Origin of the sequence: Actinoplanes ianthinogenes, assembly GCF_018324205.1 — a bacterium.
Lineage (GTDB): Bacteria > Actinomycetota > Actinomycetes > Mycobacteriales > Micromonosporaceae > Actinoplanes > Actinoplanes ianthinogenes.
The window spans coordinates 2,797,423-2,815,806 of the sequence record NZ_AP023356.1; the positions used below are offsets into that span (position 1 = coordinate 2,797,423).

Annotated in this window: 3 protein-coding genes; all 3 read right to left on the reverse strand. The window is 74.7% G+C overall.

Features of this window, described 5'->3' with window-relative positions; genetic code table 11:
• Positions 1-10: 10 nt before the first annotated feature.
• The 3 genes from Aiant_RS12710 to Aiant_RS12725 all read right to left on the reverse strand — a co-directional run bounded on the left by Aiant_RS12710 (position 11) and on the right by Aiant_RS12725 (position 18,368).
• A complete protein-coding gene (locus tag Aiant_RS12710; protein WP_483396398.1) occupies positions 11-5,362 on the reverse strand; it encodes a type I polyketide synthase in 5,352 nt (1,783 codons plus the stop codon).
• A 73-nt stretch (positions 5,363-5,435) separates the two neighbouring features.
• The gene (locus Aiant_RS12715) at positions 5,436-10,148 is read right to left on the reverse strand and encodes a type I polyketide synthase (protein WP_212847071.1); all 4,713 of its coding nucleotides are present in this window, start codon (positions 10,146-10,148) and stop codon (positions 5,436-5,438) included.
• Between the two features lie 6 nt (positions 10,149-10,154).
• Entirely contained in the window at positions 10,155-18,368 is an 8,214-nt protein-coding gene (locus Aiant_RS12725; RefSeq protein WP_229831433.1) for a type I polyketide synthase, read from the reverse strand.
• Between the last annotated feature and the right edge of the window lie 16 nt (positions 18,369-18,384).

Consider the following 18,384-nt stretch of genomic DNA (forward strand, 5'->3'; position numbering starts at 1 on the left):
GATTCAGCCATCAGAAGCTCCCACTTGTCTGCGCGTCGTCCAGGTCGAGCCCGCTGAGGGCCATGCTGATCAGGGCGTCCGTGTCCATCTCGTCGATGGACCCGGTCTCGCCGTCGTCGTCCGGCCCGGCGGCGCCGGCGCTCGCCGCGCCGCCGAGTTCGAGCAGGGCGCCGAGCAGGCCGGCGTCCCGCAGGCGGGCGAGCGGGATGCCGAGCAGGATCCGGCGCACCTCGTCCTCGTCGTCGCCACCGGTCGCCTGGGCCGGGGCCAGCTCGGCGAGCAGGTACTCGGCCACGTCGGCCGGGGTCGGGTGGTCGAAGACGAGGGTGGCGGGCAGCCGCAGCCCGGTCGCCTGTCCCAGCCCGGTCCGGAACTCGACCGCGGTGAGCGAGTCGAAACCCAGGTCGTTGAAGGCGCGGGCGGGCTCCACCCCGGTCGTGTCCGGGTGGCCGAGGGTGGTCGCGGCCTGGGTGCGGACCAGGTCGACGAGCAGCCCGAGCCGGTCGGCGACGGGCAGCGCGGCGAGCCGCCGGGCGAAGTCCCCGGCCGCGTCCGTGTCCGGCGCCGGGGCGGCCGCGCGGCGGGCCGGGGTCCGGGTCAGCGCCCGGAACAGGGCGCCGTCGCTGCCGTCGGCCGGGCCCAGCGCCCGGACGTCCAGGTTGATCGGCACCAGCGTGGCCGCCGACCGCGCGGCGGCCGCGTCCAGCAGGCGCATGCCCTGCTCGGCGCCGATCGGGCTGACCCCGGAGCGGGCCAGCCGGCGCAGGTCGGCCGCGGACAGCTCGCCGGACATCCCGCCGCCGACGTCCCACAGCCCCCAGGCCAGCGACTGGGCGGTCCGGCCGGTCGCGCGACGGCGGGCGGCCAGGGCGTCCAGGTAGGCGTTGGCCGCCGCGTAGTTGGCCTGGCCGGGCGCGCCGAGCACCGCGGAGGCCGAGGAGAACAGCACGAAGGCGGTCAACTCCCGGTCCCGGGTCAGCTCGTCCAGGTGCGCCGCACCGTCCACCTTGGCCCGCAGCACGGCGGCCAGCCGGTCCGGGGTGAGCGCGGTGAGCGCGCCGTCGTCGACCACCCCGGCGGTGTGCACGACCGCGCTGAGCCGGACGCCGTCCAGCAGCGCGGCGAGCGCGTCCCGGTCCGCGGTGTCGCAGGCGGCGATCCGGACGGTCGCCCCGGCCGCGGTCAGCCGCTCGCGCAGCTCGGCGGCGCCGGGCGCGTCCGCGCCGCGCCGGCTGACCAGCAGCAGGTCGCGAACGCCACGCTCGGTGACCAGGTGGTCGGCGACCAGCGCGCCCAGCGCCCCGGTCCCGCCGGTGACCAGCACCGTGCCCTCCGGCCCGAAGGCGCTCGCCGGGGTGTCGCCCGGTGCCGCCGCCCGGGTCAGGCGGCCCGCGTAGACCACCCCGTCCCGGACCACGACCTGCGGTTCCGGCAGGGCGAGAAGGGCGTCGAGGCCGACGCTGCCGTCGGTGTCGACCAGCACGATCCGATCCGGGTGCTCCGCCTGCGCGGACCGGATCAGGCCGCGCACGGCCGCGGCGGCCACGTCCGGCACGTCACTGTCGGTGATCGCGACCGCGTTCCGGGTCAGGACCGCCAGGCGCGTCCCGGCCCGCTCCGGGTCGTCGAGCCATTTCTGTACGCCGGCAAGCGCGGCCGTGGTGGCCGCGTGCACCGCGGCGAGGTCGTCGCCGCCGGTCACCTCCAGCGTCACCACCCCGGCATCGGGTCCGGCCGACAGCCTCACGGCCCCGGCGGCAGACCCGGCTGACAGCGTCACGGCCTCGGCGGCGGGAGCGGCTGACAACGTCACGGCCGCGGCAGCGGACCCGGCCGTCGGCGCCACGGCCCCGGCGGCGGGTCCGGCCGGATCGGTGACCGGCACCGGGACCCAGCCGACCTGGAACAGCGCGGCGGACTGGCCGCCCGCCGCGTCCAGCTGCTCCGCCGAGATGGCGCGCAGCGCGAGCGAGTCGACGGTCAGGATCGGGCGGCCCGCGGTGTCGGTGACCAGCAGCGCGATCGTGCCCGGGCGGACCGCGGTGAGCCGGATCCGCAGGTCGGCCGCGCCCGGCCGGCCCAGGGCGACCCCGGACCAGGCGAACGGCAGGGTGGCCCGGTCCGCCCCGGCCGAGGAGAAGGTGACGGTGTGCAGCGCCGCGTCGAGCAGAGCGGGATGCAGGCCATAGGCTTCCGGCTGCGAACCGTTCGGAAGGCGCACTTCGGCGTACACGTGCTCGCCGGCTCGCCAGGCGGCCCGCAACCCCTGGAACAGCGGCCCGTAGCCGAGACCGGCCTCGGCGATACCGGCGTAGAAGCCGGTCAGGTCGATCTCCTCGGCGTCCCGCGGCGGCCAGACGAGCAGGTCGGCACCGACCGCGGCCGAGCCGACCGGCTCAGCCGCGGCCGGCGACGCGGCGCGGGCGAGCAGACCGGTGGCGTGACAGGTCCACGGGCCGTCCGGGCCGTCGGCGTCGGACCGGGAGTGCACCGCGACCGGGTGCCGGCCGTCCTCGTCCGGGCCGCCCGCGACGACCTGCACCCTGACGCCGCCGCGGTCCGGCAGGGCCAGCGGCGCGGCGATGGTCAGCTCCTCGATCCGGTCGCAGCCGACCTCCCGGCCGGCGCGCAGCGCCAGCTCGACGAAGCCGGTGCCGGGGAAGAGCGCCACCCCGCCGATCCGGTGGTCGGTGAGCCAGGGCTGGTCGCGCAGCGAGAGCCGGCCGGTGAGGGTGACGCCGCCGGTCTCCGGGGCCGGGATGACCGCGCCGAGCAGCGGGTGCCCGGCGGTGTCGGCGCCCGCGGCGGCGAGGTCGGCACCGGCACCCGGTGCGGGCTGGATCCAGTAGCTCGCGTGCTGGAACGGATAGGTGGGCAGGTCGATCTTGCGGCCGCCGTCCAGCAGCGGGGTCCAGTCGATCGCGACGCCGCGGGTCCAGGCCGTGGCCAGGCCGGTGAGCAGCTCGTCAGCGCGGGTGCGGTGCTGCAGGCCGATGAAGGCGGCGTCGTCGGTGATCTGCCGGCCCAGCGCGGTGAGCGTGGAGTCCGGCCCGCACTCCAGGAACGTCACCACGCCCCGGCCCAGCAGGTCGGTCACCACGTCGTGGAAGCGGACCGTGTTCCGGACGTGCTCGACCCAGTAGTCCGGGCTGGTCACGTCGCCGGCGGCGATCACCGGGACGGTCGGTTCCGCGAAGTCGAGAGATGCGACGATCTGCCGGAAGTCGTCCAGCATCGGCTCCATCAGGTGCGAGTGGAACGCGTGCGAGGTGTTGAGCTTCGTGGCCTTGACACCCAGCTCGGCGACGACGGTCTCCACCGCGTCGGCCGTCCCGGACAGAACCACCGAGTTGGGCCCGTTGACCGCCGCGATGTCGACGCCCGGGATGAGTTCGATGGCGCTCTCCGGAGCGGCCACCGCGACCATCACACCACCGGACGGCAGCGCCTGCATCAACCGGCCGCGAGCCGTGACGAGGCGGGCAGCATCCTCCAGGGACAGCACACCGGCCACGTGAGCCGCCGCGATCTCCCCGATCGAGTGCCCGGCGAGGTAGTCGGGGCGGACGCCCCAGGACTCCAGCAAGCGGTAGAGAGCCACCTCGAAAGCGAAGATGGCGGGCTGGGTGTTGACCGTCTTGGCGAGTTCGTCCGCGTCGGTGCCCCAGGCGATGTCCTTGACCGCCGCTCCGGCGGCGTCGAAAGCGGAAGCGAAGACCGGGAAGCGTTCGTAGAGGTCACGGCCCATGCCGAGGCGCTGGGAGCCCTGGCCGGTGAACAGCACCGCAGTCGAGCCCGGCGTCACCACGCCGGTGACCTGCTTGTCGCCGAGCAGGATCCGGCGGTGGTCGAGGGCGGCACGGGTCGTGAACGACGAGAACGCGACGTCCAGCGGGGCGCCGGGAGCCGACGCCATCCGCTGCGTCTGCTCTGCCAGGGCGGCGACCGTCCGGGCCGAGACGGCGATCGGGAACGGGCCTTCCGGCGTACCGAAAACCGGATCTTGATCTTGAATGAAAGGGGCTTCCTCGACGATGACGTGGACGTTGGTGCCGCTGACGCCGAACGACGAGACGCCGGCGCGGCGGGGCTGGTCACCGGCCGGCCAGGGCACCTCGGTGCTGAGCAGGCGGACGTTGCCGGCCGACCAGTCGACGTGCGAGGACGGCTCGGTGACGTGCAGGGTGCGCGGCATCAGCTGGTGCCGGAGCGCCTGGATCATCTTGATCACGCCGCCGACGCCGGCCGCGGCCTGCGCGTGCCCGATGTTCGACTTGATCGACCCGAGCCACAGCGGCCGGTCCGTGGGGCGCCCTTGACCGTAGGTCGCGATCACGGCCTGCGCCTCGATCGGGTCGCCCAGCACCGTGCCGGTGCCGTGCCCCTCCACCACGTCGACGTCGCCGGTGGTGAGCCGCGCGTCGGCCAGCGCCTGGCGGATCACCCGCTGCTGAGACGGGCCGTTCGGGGCGGTCAGGCCGTTGCTGGCGCCGTCCTGGTTGATCGCCGAGCCGCGGATCACCGCGAGGATCGGGTGGCCGTTGCGCTTCGCGTCGGCGAGGCGTTCGAGCAGCAGCAGGCCGCCGCCCTCGGACCAGCCGGTGCCGTCGGCGCTCTCCGAGAACGGCTTGCAGCGGCCGTCCGGGGCCAGCCCGCGCTGCCGGCTGAACGCGACGAACGGCGCCGGGGTGGCCATCACCATGACCCCGCCGGCGAAGGCCAGCGAGCACTCCCGGCGGCGCAGCGCGGTGGCCGCCAGGTGCAGTGCGACCAGCGACGACGAGCAGGCGGTGTCGATCGTGACGGCCGGGCCCTCCAGGCCGAGGGCGTAGGCGACCCGGCCGGAGATGACGGCCGCCGCGGTCGCCGTGGTCAGGTAGGACTCGGCCGCCTCCGGGGCGGCGGCCAGCAGGTATTCGTAGTCCTGCTGGCCGGAGCCGGCGAAGACGCCGACCGGCTTGCCGCGCAGGCTCAGCGGGTCGATGCCGGCCCGCTCGGCGGTCTCCCAGGCCAGCTCCAGCAGGATCCGCTGCTGCGGGTCCATGGTCAGGGCCTCGCGCGGCGAGATGCCGAACAGCGCCGGGTCGAAACCGGCCACGTCGTCGAGGAAGCCGCCCTCGCGGACGTAGCTGGTGCCGGCCGTGTCCGGGTCGTCGTCGTGCAGGCCGTCGACGTCCCAGCCGCGGTCGGCCGGGAACTCGCTGATCGCGTCGCCGCCGCCGGCCACCAGGCGCCACAGGTCGTCGGCGGACGCGACGCCGCCCGGGTAACGGCAGCCCATCCCGACCACGACGATCGGGTCCTGCTCCTCGGTCTCGACCTCCTGCAGGCGCAGGCGGGTCTGGTGCAGCTCGGACGTCACCTTCTTCAGGTATTCGAGGAGCTTCTCGTCGTTGCCCATCAGGGTCACCGATCCTTCGCGTCTAGCGGGGCGGTTACAGGCCGAGCTCTTGGTCGATGAAGGCGAAGACGTCCTCCGCCGAGCCGGCGTCGATCCGGTCGCCGACGGCCTCGCCGCCGTCGCCGAGGACCGCGGTGAGGCGGGCCAGGACCGCCTGGAGCCGGGCGGTCACCCGGTTCCGGTCGATCTCCTCGGCGGTCAGCTCGCCGAAGGCCTGTTCCAGCCGGTCCAGGTGGGTGAGGGCGTCGCCGCCGCCGGTGTCGCACAGGGCGCCGTGCAGGTGCTCGGCGAGCGCGGCCGGGGTGGCGTAGTCGAAGATCAGCGTGGTCGGCAGCTTGCGGCCGGTGGCCGCGCCCAGCCGGGTGCGCAGCTCGACCGCGGAGACCGAGTCGAAACCGAGGTCGTCGAAGGCCCGGCCGGGTTCGACGGCGGTGCCGGAGTCGTGCCCGAGGATCCGGGCCACACTGTCCCGGACCAGGTCCAGCAGGACCCGCTGCTGCTCGGTGGCGGGCAGCGGGGCGAGCCGGGCGGCCAGCGCGGCGCCGGCCCCACCGCTCTCCGGGGCGCCGTCGGCGAGCGCGGCCCGCACCTCGGCGAGATCGTCGAGCAGCGGGCGGCGGCGGGCCATCGTGTAGGTGGGCGCGAACCGCGCCCAGTCGATGTCGGCCACCACGATCGACGTGTCGTCGGCGTCCAGGGCCTGCCGCAGCGCGGCGACGGCCAGGTCGGCGGGCATCGCCGGGGCACCGATCCGGCGCATCTGCTCGGCCAGCCCGGCGTCGACCATGCCGGTCTGCCAGGCGCCCCAGGCGATCGCGGTGGCGGTCCGGCCGGACGCGCGGCGACGGGCGGCGAGGGCGTCGAGGTAGGAGTTGGCGCTGCCGTACGCGGACTGCCCGCCACTGCCCCAGACCGCCGAGCCGGACGAGAACAGCACGAACGCGTCCAGCTCCGACCCGGCCAGCAGGTCGTCCAGGTGCTCGGCGCCGGCAATCTTCGCGTGCCCCACCTCGGCGAACTCGTCGAGGGTCAGCTCGTCCAGCCCGGCCAGCCGCTGGGCCAGCCCGGCGGCGTGCACCACGGTGCGCAGCGGCCGGTCCGCGGGGATCGCCGCGAGCAGCGCGGCGACCTGGTCGCGGTCGGCGACGTCGCAGGCGGCGAGGGTCACCTCGGTGCCGTGCGCGGCCAGCTCGGCGGCGAGTTCCGGGGCGCCGGCCGCGTCCCGGCCGCGGCGGCTGGTCAGCACCAGGTGCTCGGCGCCCTCGGCGGCCAGCCAGCGGGCCAGGTGCGCGCCGATGCCGCCGGTGCCGCCGGTGACCAGCACGGTGCCGCGCGGGCGCCACTGCCGTTTGCCCGGCGCGCCACCGGTCGGCGCGGTGACCAGCCGGCGGGCGAACAGGCCGTCCGGGCGGACCAGCAGCTGGTCCTCACCGGCGGCGGACAGCAGGACCGCGCCGAGCCGGCGCAGGCTCGCGTCGTCGGCGTCGGCGGGCAGGTCGACCATGCCGCCCCACTCGGCCGGCAGGTCCAGCGACAGGACGGTGGCCAGGCCCCAGAGCCGGGCCTGGGCCGGGTCGACCGGGACGCGGTCGGTGTCCAGGGCCATCGCCCCGGTCGTGAGGCACCAGAGCGGCGCGCCGACGGACGCGTCCCGCAGCGCCTGGACCAGGGTGACCGTGGCGGCGGCGCCACGGGTGAGAGTCGGGTGCACCGGGTGCGGCGCGCCGTCCAGGGCGAGCAGCGACAGCACGCCGGCCGGGGACTCGCCGAGGTCGCGCACCCGCGCGGCCAGGTCGGCCCGCTCCGGATCGGCCACATCGAGCTGGACCACCTTGTTGCCGCGGCGGGTGAGCTCCTTGACCGTGCGCAGCACCCGGTCCTCGGTGGCCAGGACGGCCGGGACGACGACCAGCCAGGTGCCGGTGCGTGCGGTGTCGGCGGGCTCGGGGACCGGGCTCCAGGTGAGCTTGTAGCGCCAGCCGTCGACGGTGGTGCGCTGCCGGTGCTCGGCGCGCAGTCCGGAGATGGCGGGCAGCGTGGCGCCGAGGGCGGCCGGGTCGACGGCCAGGCGGTCGGCGAGATCGGTCCAGTCCTGCCGCTCGACGGAGTCCCAGAAGGCGGCGTCGAGGGGGTCGGTGGAGGTGGTGGCCGGCGTCTCCTCGGCGGCCCAGTACGTCTTGCGCTGGAAGGCGTAGGTCGGCAGCTCGGTGCGGCGGCCGCCGGCCAGCAGGGGCCTCCAGTCGACGTCGACGCCTCGGGTCCAGGCGGTGGCCAGGCCGGTGAGCAGTTCCCTCTCCTCCGGGCGGGTGCGGTGCTGGAGGTTGATGAATGCGGCGTCGTCGGTGATCTGGCGGCCCAGGCCGGTGAGGGTGGCGTCCGGGCCGACCTCCAGGAACGTGGTCACGCCGCGGTCGAGCAGGCCGGTCACGACGTCGTGGAAGCGGACGGTGGTGCGGACGTGATCGACCCAGTAGTCGGGGTCGGTCACGTCGCCGACGGTCATCAGCGGGATGGTCGGTTCCGAAAAATCGATAGATTCAATGATTTGCCGGAATTCGGCGAGCATCGGCTCCATCAGGTGCGAGTGGAACGCGTGCGAGGTGTTGAGCTTGGTGGCTTTGACGCCCAGCCGCGCGACGACGGCCTCCACAGCGCCGGAATCGCCGGACAAGACCACCGAGGAGGGCCCGTTGACAGCGGCGATGTCGACCCCCGGGATGAGCTCGATCGCGCTCTCGGGTGCGGCGACGGCGACCATCACGCCACCGGCCGGAAGTGCCTGCATCAGGCGCCCGCGCGCGGCGACCAGCTTGCCCGCGTCCGAGAGGGACAGCACACCGGCCACGTGAGCCGCGGCGATCTCCCCGATCGAGTGTCCCGCGAGGTAGTCGGGGCGGACGCCCCAGGACTCCAGGAGCCGATAGAGGGCGACCTCGAACGCGAAGATCGCCGGCTGGGTGTTGACCGTCTTGGCCAGTTCCTCCGCCGACCGGCCCCAGGCGATCCACTTGATCGCCGACGCCGCCGCGTCGAAGGCGGCCGCGAAGACCGGGAAGCGCTCGTAGAGGTCCCGGCCCATCCCGAGCCGCTGCGAGCCCTGCCCGGTGAACAGCATCGCCAGCGGTCCCGGCGTCACCACCCCGCTGATCGGCTGCTCGTCCGCCGCCAGCCCGGCCAGCAGCTCGTCCCGCGACGCGGCCAGCACCACGGCCCGGTGCGACAGCGCCGCCCGGTGCGCGACCGACGAGTACGCCACGTCCAGCAGCCCCGCCTCGGGCCGCCCGGCGAGGTCGGCGTGCCAGCGGTGCAGCTGCGCCGCGAGCGCCCCCTCGGTCCGCGCGGAGATCGCCACCGGAACCGGCCCGCTCACCGCCACCGGGGGCGCGGGCGGCTCGGCCGGCGGCGCCTGCTCGATGATCACGTGCGCGTTCGTGCCGCTCAGCCCGAACGACGACACCCCGGCCCGGCGCGGGTGACCGCTGTCCGGCCACGGCAGGCTCTCGGTCAGCAGCCGGACGTTGCCGGCCGACCAGTCCACCACCGACGACGGCGCGTCGACGTGCAGGCTGGGCGGCAGCACCCCGTGCCGGATCGCCTGGACCATCTTGATGATGCCGCTGACCCCGGCCGCGGCCTGGGCGTGCCCGATGTTCGACTTGATCGACCCGAGCCACAGCGGCCGGTCCTCCGGGCGGCCCTGACCATAGGTCGCGAGCAGCGCCTGCGCCTCGATCGGGTCACCCAGCACGGTGCCGGTGCCGTGTCCCTCGATCGCGTCCACCTCGGCCGCGGTCAGGCCACCGGCGGCCAGCGCCGCCTCGATGACCCGCTGCTGCGAGGGGCCGTTCGGGGCGGTCAGGCCGTTGCTGGCGCCGTCCTGGTTGATCGCCGAGGCACGGATGACGGCGAGCACCTCGTGCCCGTTGCGCTTGGCGTCGGAGAGCTTCTCCAGCAGCAGCAGGCCGGCGCCCTCACCCCAGCCGGTCCCGTTCGCGGCGTCGGCGTACGCCTTGCACCGCCCGTCCGGCGCGAGCCCGCGCTGCTGACTGAAGCCGATGAACGACGCCGGGGTGGACATCACGGTCACGCCGCCGGCCAGCGCGAGCGAGCACTCGCCACCGCGCAGCGACTGCATCGCGAAGTGCAGCGCCACCAGCGACGACGAGCAGGCGGTGTCGACCGTGACGGCGGCGCCCTCCAGGCCCAGGGCGTACGCGACCCGGCCGGAGACCACGCTGGCCAGCCCGCCGGTGCTGCCGCCGACCCCGTAGTCGTGGTAGACGACGCCGGCGAACACGCCGACCCGTTCGCCGCGCAGCGACAGCGGGTCGATGCCGGCCCGCTCGAACGCCTCCCACGACGTCTCCAGCAGCAGCCGCTGCTGCGGGTCGGTGTCCGCCGCCTCGCGCGGGCTGATCTTGAAGAAGTCCGCGTCGAAGTCCCCGGCGTCGTGCAGGAACCCGCCCTCGGTGGAGTACGTCTTGCCGGGTGTGGCCGGCTCCGGGTCGTACAGGTCGGTCGGCCAGCCCCGGTTCACCGGGAACTGGGTGATCCCGTCCCGGCCCTCGGCGACCAGGTCCCACAGCTGTTCGGGGCTGCTCACCCCGCCGGGGAACCGGCAGCTCATCGCGATGACGGCGATGGGTTCCCGGGCGTCCGCCTCGATCTCGTGCAGCCGGCGCCGGGTCTGCTGGAGTTCCGCCGTGGCCCGCTTGAGGTAGTCACGAAGTTTGTCGTCGTCAGCCATCGCAGATCAACCCATCTCGAATTCGTTGTCCAGAGCGGCGAACAGCTCCTCGTCGCTGGCGTCGTCCAGGGAGAGCTCCGGTTCGGCAACCACCGCGGCGCCGTGCTGCCAGCGGCGCAGCAGCGCTTCGAGCCGGGTGGTGACCCGGGACCGGCCGCCGGCGGTGTCGGCGGCCGTCAGCAGTTCGTCGAGCCGGTCGACCTCGGCCAGCACCGTCGCGACCGGGTCGGCCGCGCGCGGGGTGAGCAGGTCACGCACCAGAGCGGCGACCGCCTCAGCGGTCGGGTGGTCGAAGACCAGGGTGGCCGGGAGGGTGACCCCGGTCGCGGCGTTGAGCCGGTTGCGCAGCTCGACCGCGGCGTTGGAGTCGAAGCCGAGCTCCTTGAACGGCCGGTCCGGCGCCACGTCCTCGATCGAGGAGTGGCCGAGGACCGCCGCGACGTGCGTGCGGACCAGCCGCAGCAGCATCCGGTCGCCGTCACCGGCCGGCAGGGCGGCCAGTTCGCGGCGCAGGTCGTTCGGGTCGGTGGTGTCCTCGGCCGCCACGACGGTGACCGGGGTGGTGCGGGCGCCGGGCTCGTGCGACATCCAGAAGCGGCGGCGGTCGAAGGCATAGGTGGGCAGGGCGATGGTGCGGCCACCGGCGAGCAGCGGCGTCCAGTCGATCGGGACGCCCCGGGTCCAGGCGGTGGCGAGGCCGGTGAGCAGTTCGTTCTCGCGGGTGCGGTGCTGGAGGGCGATGAACGTGGCGTCGTCGGCGATCCGGCGGCCCAGGCCGGTGAGCGTGCTGTCCGGGCCGACCTCCAGGAACGTGGTCACGCCCCGGCCCACCAGGTCCGTCACCACGTCGTGGAAGCGGACGGTGTCGCGGACGTGATCGACCCAGTAGTCGGGGTCGGTGACGTCGCCGACCGTGATCAGCGGGATGGCCGGTTCCGAAAAATCGAGTGATTGGACGATTTGCCGGAATTCGGCGAGCATCGGCTCCATCAGGTGCGAGTGGAACGCGTGCGAGGTGTTCAGCTTCGTGGCCTTCACACCAAGGAAAGCGACCAGCGCATCGACCGCTTCAGCGGTGCCGGACAGCACCACCGAAGACGGCCCGTTGACCGCCGCGATGTCCACGCCTGGGATCAGGTCGATCGCGGACTCGGGGGCAGCGACCGCGACCATCACGCCGCCGGCCGGGAGCGCCTGCATCAACCGGCCGCGCGCCGCGACCAGCTTGACGGCGTCTTCCAAGGAGAGGACACCGGCCACGTGAGCTGCGGCGATCTCGCCGATCGAGTGCCCCGCGACGTAGTCGGGGCGGATGCCCCACGACTCCAGGAGCCGGTAGAGGGCGACCTCGAAGGCGAAGATCGCGGGCTGGGTGTTGGCCGTCTGGGCGAGCAGTTCGGCGTCGGTGCCCCAGGCGATGTCCTTGACCGCCGCGCCGGCCGCGTCGAAAGCCGCCGCGAAGACGGGGAAGCGCTCGTAGAGGTCACGGCCCATGCCGAGGCGCTGCGAGCCCTGCCCGGTGAACAGCATCGCCGTGGAGCCGGACACCACCGATCCGACGATCGCGTCCCGGTCCGCCAGCTTGCGCCGCAGCTCGTCCGAATCCGAGGCCAGGACCACCATCCGGTGCTCCAACGCCGCCCGGCTGGTGAACGAGGACCAGGCCAGGTCGGCGACCGATCCGTCCGCCACGGCCCCGAGCTTCGCCGCTCCCCCGGCCACGGCGCCCGGCGTACGCGCGGAGATCGCGACCGGAAGCGGACCCCACGTTGCGGAGGTGGCCGCGACACCGGAGGGCGCTTGCCCGGACTGGCTGGTGATCCCGGCGGTGGGGGTGGCCGGCGCCTGCTCGACGATCACGTGCGCGTTGGTCCCGCTGAGCCCGAACGACGACACCGCCGCCCGCCGCGGCCGGTCCGCCGAGGGCCACGCCAGCGCCTCGGTGACCAGCTGAACGTTCCCGGCCGACCAGTCCACGACCGGCGACGGCTCGTCCACGTGCAGGGTCTTCGGCACCACCCCGTGCCGCATCGCCTCGACCACCTTGATGATCCCGGCGACGCCGGCCGCGGCCTGGGTGTGCCCGATGTTCGACTTGATCGACCCCAGCAGCAGCGGCTGCTCCGGACGGTCCTGGCCATAGGTCGCCAGCAGCGCCTGCGCCTCGATCGGGTCGCCCAGCACGGTGCCGGTGCCGTGCGCCTCCACCACGTCCACGTCCGCGCCGGTCAGCCCGGCCGTGGCCAGGGCGTTCCGGATCACCCGGCGCTGCGCGGGCCCGTTCGGCGCGGTCAGCCCGTTGCTGGCGCCGTCCTGGTTCACCGCCGACCCGCGGATCACCGCGAGCACCGGGTGCCCGTTGCGCTGTGCGTCGGAGAGCCGCTCCAGCAGCAGAAGCCCCGCGCCCTCGCCCCAGCCGGTGCCGTCCGCGCCACCCGCGAACGACTTGCACCGCCCGTCCGGCGCCAGCCCGCGCTGCTCGCTGAAGTAGCAGAGCATCTCCGGCGTGGACATCACGGTCACCCCGCCGGCCAGCGCGAGCGAGCACTCGCCACCGCGCAGCGCCTGCATCGCGAAGTGCAGCGCGACCAGCGACGACGAGCAGGCGGTGTCGACGCTGACCGACGGACCCTCCAGCCCGAGTGCGTAGGAGACCCGGCCGGAGACGATGCTGCCGGCCGCGCCGCCCGCGTAGTCGTGGTACATCACGCCGGTGAACACCCCGGTGTCGCTGCCGCGCAGCGCGGTCGGGTCGAGCCCGGCCCGCTCCACGGTCTCCCAGGCGACCTCGAGCAGCAGCCGCTGCTGCGGGTCCATCCCGGCCGCCTCGCGCGGCGAAATCTCGAACAGCGCCGGGTCGAACTCGGCCGCGTCGTAGAGGAAGGCGCCGTGCCGGGTGTAGCTGCGGCCCGGCTTGCCGGGCTCCGGGTCGTAGATGCCGTCCAGGTCCCAGCCCCGGTCGGCGGGGAACTCGCCGACCGCGTCGACCCCGTCGGCGACCAGCCGCCACAGGTCCTCCGGCGAGCTGACGCCGCCCGGATAGCGGCAGGCCATCGCGACGATCGCGATCGGGTCGCCGTCGGTCACCGCCACCGGCGCGGCGGCCGGCGTCGCGGTGTCCACGCCGAGCAGCTCGTCGCGCAGCAGCCGGGCGGTGGCCGCGGCGGTCGGGTGGTCGAAGACCAGCGTGGCGGGCAGGCGCAGGCCGGTCGCGGCGCTCAGCGCGTTGCGCAGTTCGACCGCGGTCAGCGAGTCGAAACCCAGGTCGCTGAACGGCCGCTCGGGGGCGATCTGGTCGGCCGACGCGTGCCCGAGCACCGCGGCGACCTGCTCCCGGACCAGCTGGAGCAGCTGCCGGTCGCGGTCCGCCTCGGGCCGCCCGGCGAGACGGTCGCGCAGCGTGCCCGCGGTGCCACCGGCCGCGGCGCGGGTGCGGGTCCGCCGCCCGGCGGCCAGGCCGCGCAGCAGCGCGGGCGGTTCGTCGGTACGCGCCCGCAGCGCGCCCCGGTCCACCGGCAGCGGGACCAGGTGCGCCGCGTCGCTCGCGACCGCCCGGTCGAACAGTTCCAGGGCCTGCGGCGTGGTCAGCGCGGGCAGCCCGAGCCGCCGCATCCGCTCCCGATCACCATCGGTCAGCTCGGCCGCGAGTCCGGAGCCCGCGTCCCACAGTCCATATGCCAGCGCGGTGGCCGGCAGGCCCCGGTGACGGCGGTGCGCGGCGAGCGCGTCGAGGAACGTGTTGGCCGCCGCGTAGTTGCCCTGCCCGGCCGCGAGCACCAGCCCGCCCGCCGAGGAGAGCAGCACGAACGCACGGATCGGCAGGCCCGCGGTCAGCTCGTGCAGATACCAGGCGGCGTCCGCCTTGGGCGCGAACACGGTGCCGATCCGGGCCGCGTCGAGGTGGTCGAGCAGCGCGTTGTCACCGATCCCCGCCGCATGGACAATCCCGGTCAGCCGGTCCCCGATCCCGTCGATCAGCCGGGCCACGGCGGCCCGGTCCGCCACGTCGCAGGCGACCGCTTCCCCGTCGCCGCCGAGATCCGCGAGGCGCGCGATCAATGCCGCCGCGCCAGGCGCGTCCGGGCCGCGCCGACTCGTCAGGACCAATTTGCGTACGCCGTGAGCACGCACCAGATGCTCGGCCAGAATCGCCCCGAGCCCGCCCGTGCCACCGGTGATCAGCACGACGCCTTCGGCCCACGGCGCCGTGCCGCCGGTGACCGCGGCCGGCGCCAGCCGGGGCACGAACAGCTCGCCGCCCCGGATCGCCAGCTCCGGCTCACCGGTGGCGATCGCCCGATCCAGCAGCGGCCCGCCGAGCTCCCGGTCCGGCCCGGTGTCGGTGTCCAGCAGCACGATCCGGTCCGGATGCTCGGCCTGCGCGGCCCGCACCAGCCCCCACACCGGGGCGGTGGTGACGTCGACGTCCTCGTCCGCACCGACCGGCACAGCCCGATGGGTGACCAGCACCAGTCGCGAGTCATTCAGCTCGGGCCGCCCCAGCCAGCTCTGCACCAGCCGCAGCCCGGCCACGACGGTCTCCCGGCTCCGGGACGGCACGGTTCCGGGCGCGCCCGCAGCGACGGTCGCGTTCCGGCTCGCACCCGGGATGACGGTCTCCCCGCCGCGGGCCGGCGGGTCGCCACCGGGGCTCGGGGTGACCGACGCGACCACGGCCAGCCGGGCCGCCTCGGCACCGATCAGTTCGAGGTCGTCGGGGCCGTAGATGAAGACGACGTCCGCGGTGGCGCCCGGGTCCGGCGTGGCGGCCGGGGACCAGGTGACGCCGAGCAGCGCGTCCGCCGGGTCGGCGGGGGCCAGCCGGTCGGCGGTCATCGGCCGGGAGACCAGTGACCCGACGGTGAGCACCGGCTGCCCGGCGGGGTCCGCGACGAGCAGGCTGATCCGGTCCGGCGCGGGGTGGCTGATCCGGACCCGGACCGCGGTGGCGCCGGTGGCGTGCAGGGTGACCCCGGTCCAGGCGAACGGCAGCTGGGTGCCCTCCCCGTCGCCGGTGTCCCGGAGCAGCTCGGCGTGCATGGCGGCGTCCAGCAGGGCCGGGTGGATGCTCGCCGCGAGGGCGTCGTCGTGGGCCGGCTCCGGCAGCTCGACCTCGGCGTACAGGTCGTCGCCGTGCTGCCAGGCGGCGCGCAGGCCCTGGAAGACCGGGCCGTAGCCGTATCCACCGGCGTGCAGCCGGTCGTACCCGTCGGTGAGGTCCAGCGGCCGCGCGCCCGGCGGCGGCCAGGCGGCCAGGTCCCCGGCGGTGGCCGGCTCGCCGTCGATCAGCTCGCCGCTCGCGTGGCGCAGCCAGGCGGCGTCGTCCCCGGCCTGCTCGGGACGGGACCAGATCTGCACCGGCCGGGCGCCGGCCGCGGTCCGCTCCCCCACCACGACCTGGAGCCGGACGCCGCCCCGGGCGGGCAGCACCAGCGGCGCCTCCTGCACCAGGTCGGCCAGGACCGGGCAGCCGGCCTCGTCACCGGCGCGCAGGGCCAGGTCGACGTAGGCGGTGCCGGGCAGCAGGACCGACCCGAGCACCTCGTGGTCGGCGAGCCACGGGTGGGTGTCGAGGGCGAGGCGGCCGGTGAGGACCACGCCGCCGCTCTCCGGGGCCGGGATGACCGCGCCGAGCAGCGGGTGGCCGGTGCGAGTGAGGCCGATGGCGGCCGGGTCCGCGCCGGTCGCGGTGGTGTCGGGCCAGAAGCGGTGCCGGTCGAAGGCGTAGGTGGGCAGGTCGATCTTCCGGCCGCCGGCCAGCAGCGGGGTCCAGTCGATGTCGACACCCCGGGTCCAGGCGGTGGCCAGGCCGGTGAGCAACTCGGTCTCTTCCGGGCGGGTGCGGTGCTGGAGGCCGATGAACGTCGCGTCGCCGGTGATCTGCCGGCCGAGGCCGGTCAGCGTCGCGTCCGGCCCGCACTCCAGGAACGTCACCACGCCGCGGCCGAGCAGGCCGGTCACCACGTCGTGGAACCTGACCGTGGCGCGGACGTGCTCGACCCAGTAGTCCGGGCTGGTCACGTCGCCGGCGCAGAGCACCGGGACGACCGGCTCGCGGAAGGTCAACCCCCGGACGATCTGCCGGAAGTCCTCCAGCATCGGCTCCATCAGATGCGAATGGAACGCGTGCGAGGTGTTCAGCCTCGTCGCCTTCACGCCGAGCGTGGCGACGACGGCCTCCACCGCTTCGGCCGTTCCGGACAGCACCACCGAGGAAGGCCCGTTCACGGCCGCGATGTCCACACCCGGGATCAGCTCGATCGCACTTTCGGGCGCGGCGACCGCGACCATCACGCCACCGGCCGGCAGCGCCTGCATCAGACGGCCGCGCGCGGCGACCAGCTTCCCGGCGTCCTCCAGGGACAGCACACCGGCCACGTGAGCCGCGGCGATCTCCCCGATCGAGTGCCCGGCCAGGAAGTCGGGACGAACACCCCACGACTCCAGCAGCCGGTAGAGAGCGACCTCGAACGCGAAGATCGCCGGCTGGGTGTTGACCGTCCGCGCGAGTTCGTCGGCGTCAGTGCCCCAGGCGATCTCCTTGACCGCCGCACCGGCCGCGTCGAAGGCGGCAGCGAAGACCGGGAAGCGTTGGTAGAGGTCACGACCCATACCGAGGCGCTGTGAACCCTGGCCGGTGAACAGCACCGCGGTCGCGCCGGTGGTCACCTCTCCGATGATCGCCGGGGCGTCACCGACGAGCGCGGCCCGGTGCGGCAGCTGGGCACGGGCGGTCAGCAGGGTGTGCGCGACGTCGACGGGCGTACCGGGAAAGTCTTTGATCTTGATGATCTGGTTGTCGCGGGCGGCCGGCGTGCGGGCCGAGACCAGCAGCGGCACCAGGTGTCCCGGAGGGGACGGGGGCTGCTCGGCGACGGCGGGCGCCTGCTCGACGATCACGTGGGCGTTGGTGCCGCTCAGCCCGAACGAGGAGACCGCGGCACGGCGCGGCCGCTCGACGGCCGGCCAGTCGACGGCCTCGGTGAGCAGCCGGACCTCGCCGGCCGCCCAGTCCACCATCGGCGACGGCTGGTCCACGTGCAGCGTCTTCGGCACGACGCCGTGCCGCATCGCCTGGACCATCTTGATGATCCCGGCGACGCCGGCCGCGGCCTGGGTGTGCCCGATGTTCGACTTGATCGACCCGAGCCACAGCGGCCGGTCCGCCGGCCGCCCCTTCCCGTACGTCGCGATCAGCGCCTGTGCCTCGATCGGGTCGCCGAGCGTGGTCCCGGTGCCGTGCGCCTCGACCACGTCGACCTCGGTCGCGGCCAGCCCGGCACCGCTGAGCGCGGCCCGGATCACCCGCTGCTGGGCCGGCCCGTTCGGTACGGTCAGCCCGCTGCTCGCCCCGTCCTGGTTGATCGCCGACCCGCGGACCACGGCCAGCACGTCGTGCCCGAGTCGCCGCGCGTCGGCGAGCCGCTCGACGACCAGCACCCCGACGCCCTCGCCCCAGCCGGTGCCGTCGGCGCCCCCGGCGAACGGCTTGCACCGCCCGTCCGGCGCCAGCCCGCGCTGCTCGCTGAACTCGATGAACGTGGTCGGCGTGGACATCACGGTCACGCCGCCGGCCAGCGCCAGCGAGCACTCGCCGGTCCGCAGCGACTGGATCGCCAGGTGCAGCGCCACCAGCGACGACGAGCAGGCGGTGTCGACCGTGACGGCCGGGCCCTCCAGCCCGAGGACGTAGGAGACCCGGCCGGAGACGATGCTGCCCGCCGCGCCGGCCGGGTAGTCGTGGTACATGACGCCGGCGAACATGCCGGTGCTGCTGCCCCGCAGCGAGGTCGGGTCGATGCCGGTCCGCTCCAGGGCCTCCCACGAGGTCTCCAGGAGCAGCCGCTGCTGCGGGTCCATCTCCAGGGCCTCGCGCGGCGAGATGCCGAACAGCTCCGGGTCGAAGTCGGCGGCGTCGTACAGGAAACCGCCGTGCCGGGTGACGCAGTGACCGGGCTTGCCCGGCTCCGGGTCGTAGATGGTCTCGGTGTCCCAGCCGCGGTCGGCCGGCCACTCACCGACCCCGTCGCGGCCCGCGAGCACGGCCTCCCACAGCGCCTCGGGCGAGCTCATCCCGCCGGGGAACCGGCAGGCCATGCCGACGATCGCGACCGGCTCGGCGGCGGCCGCGGTGAGCTGGTCGTTCTCCGCGCGCAGCCGCTCGTTGTCGCGCATCGACCGGCGCAGCGCCTCGACGATCTGGTCCACAGACGTGTTCACGGCAGGTGCCGCCTTC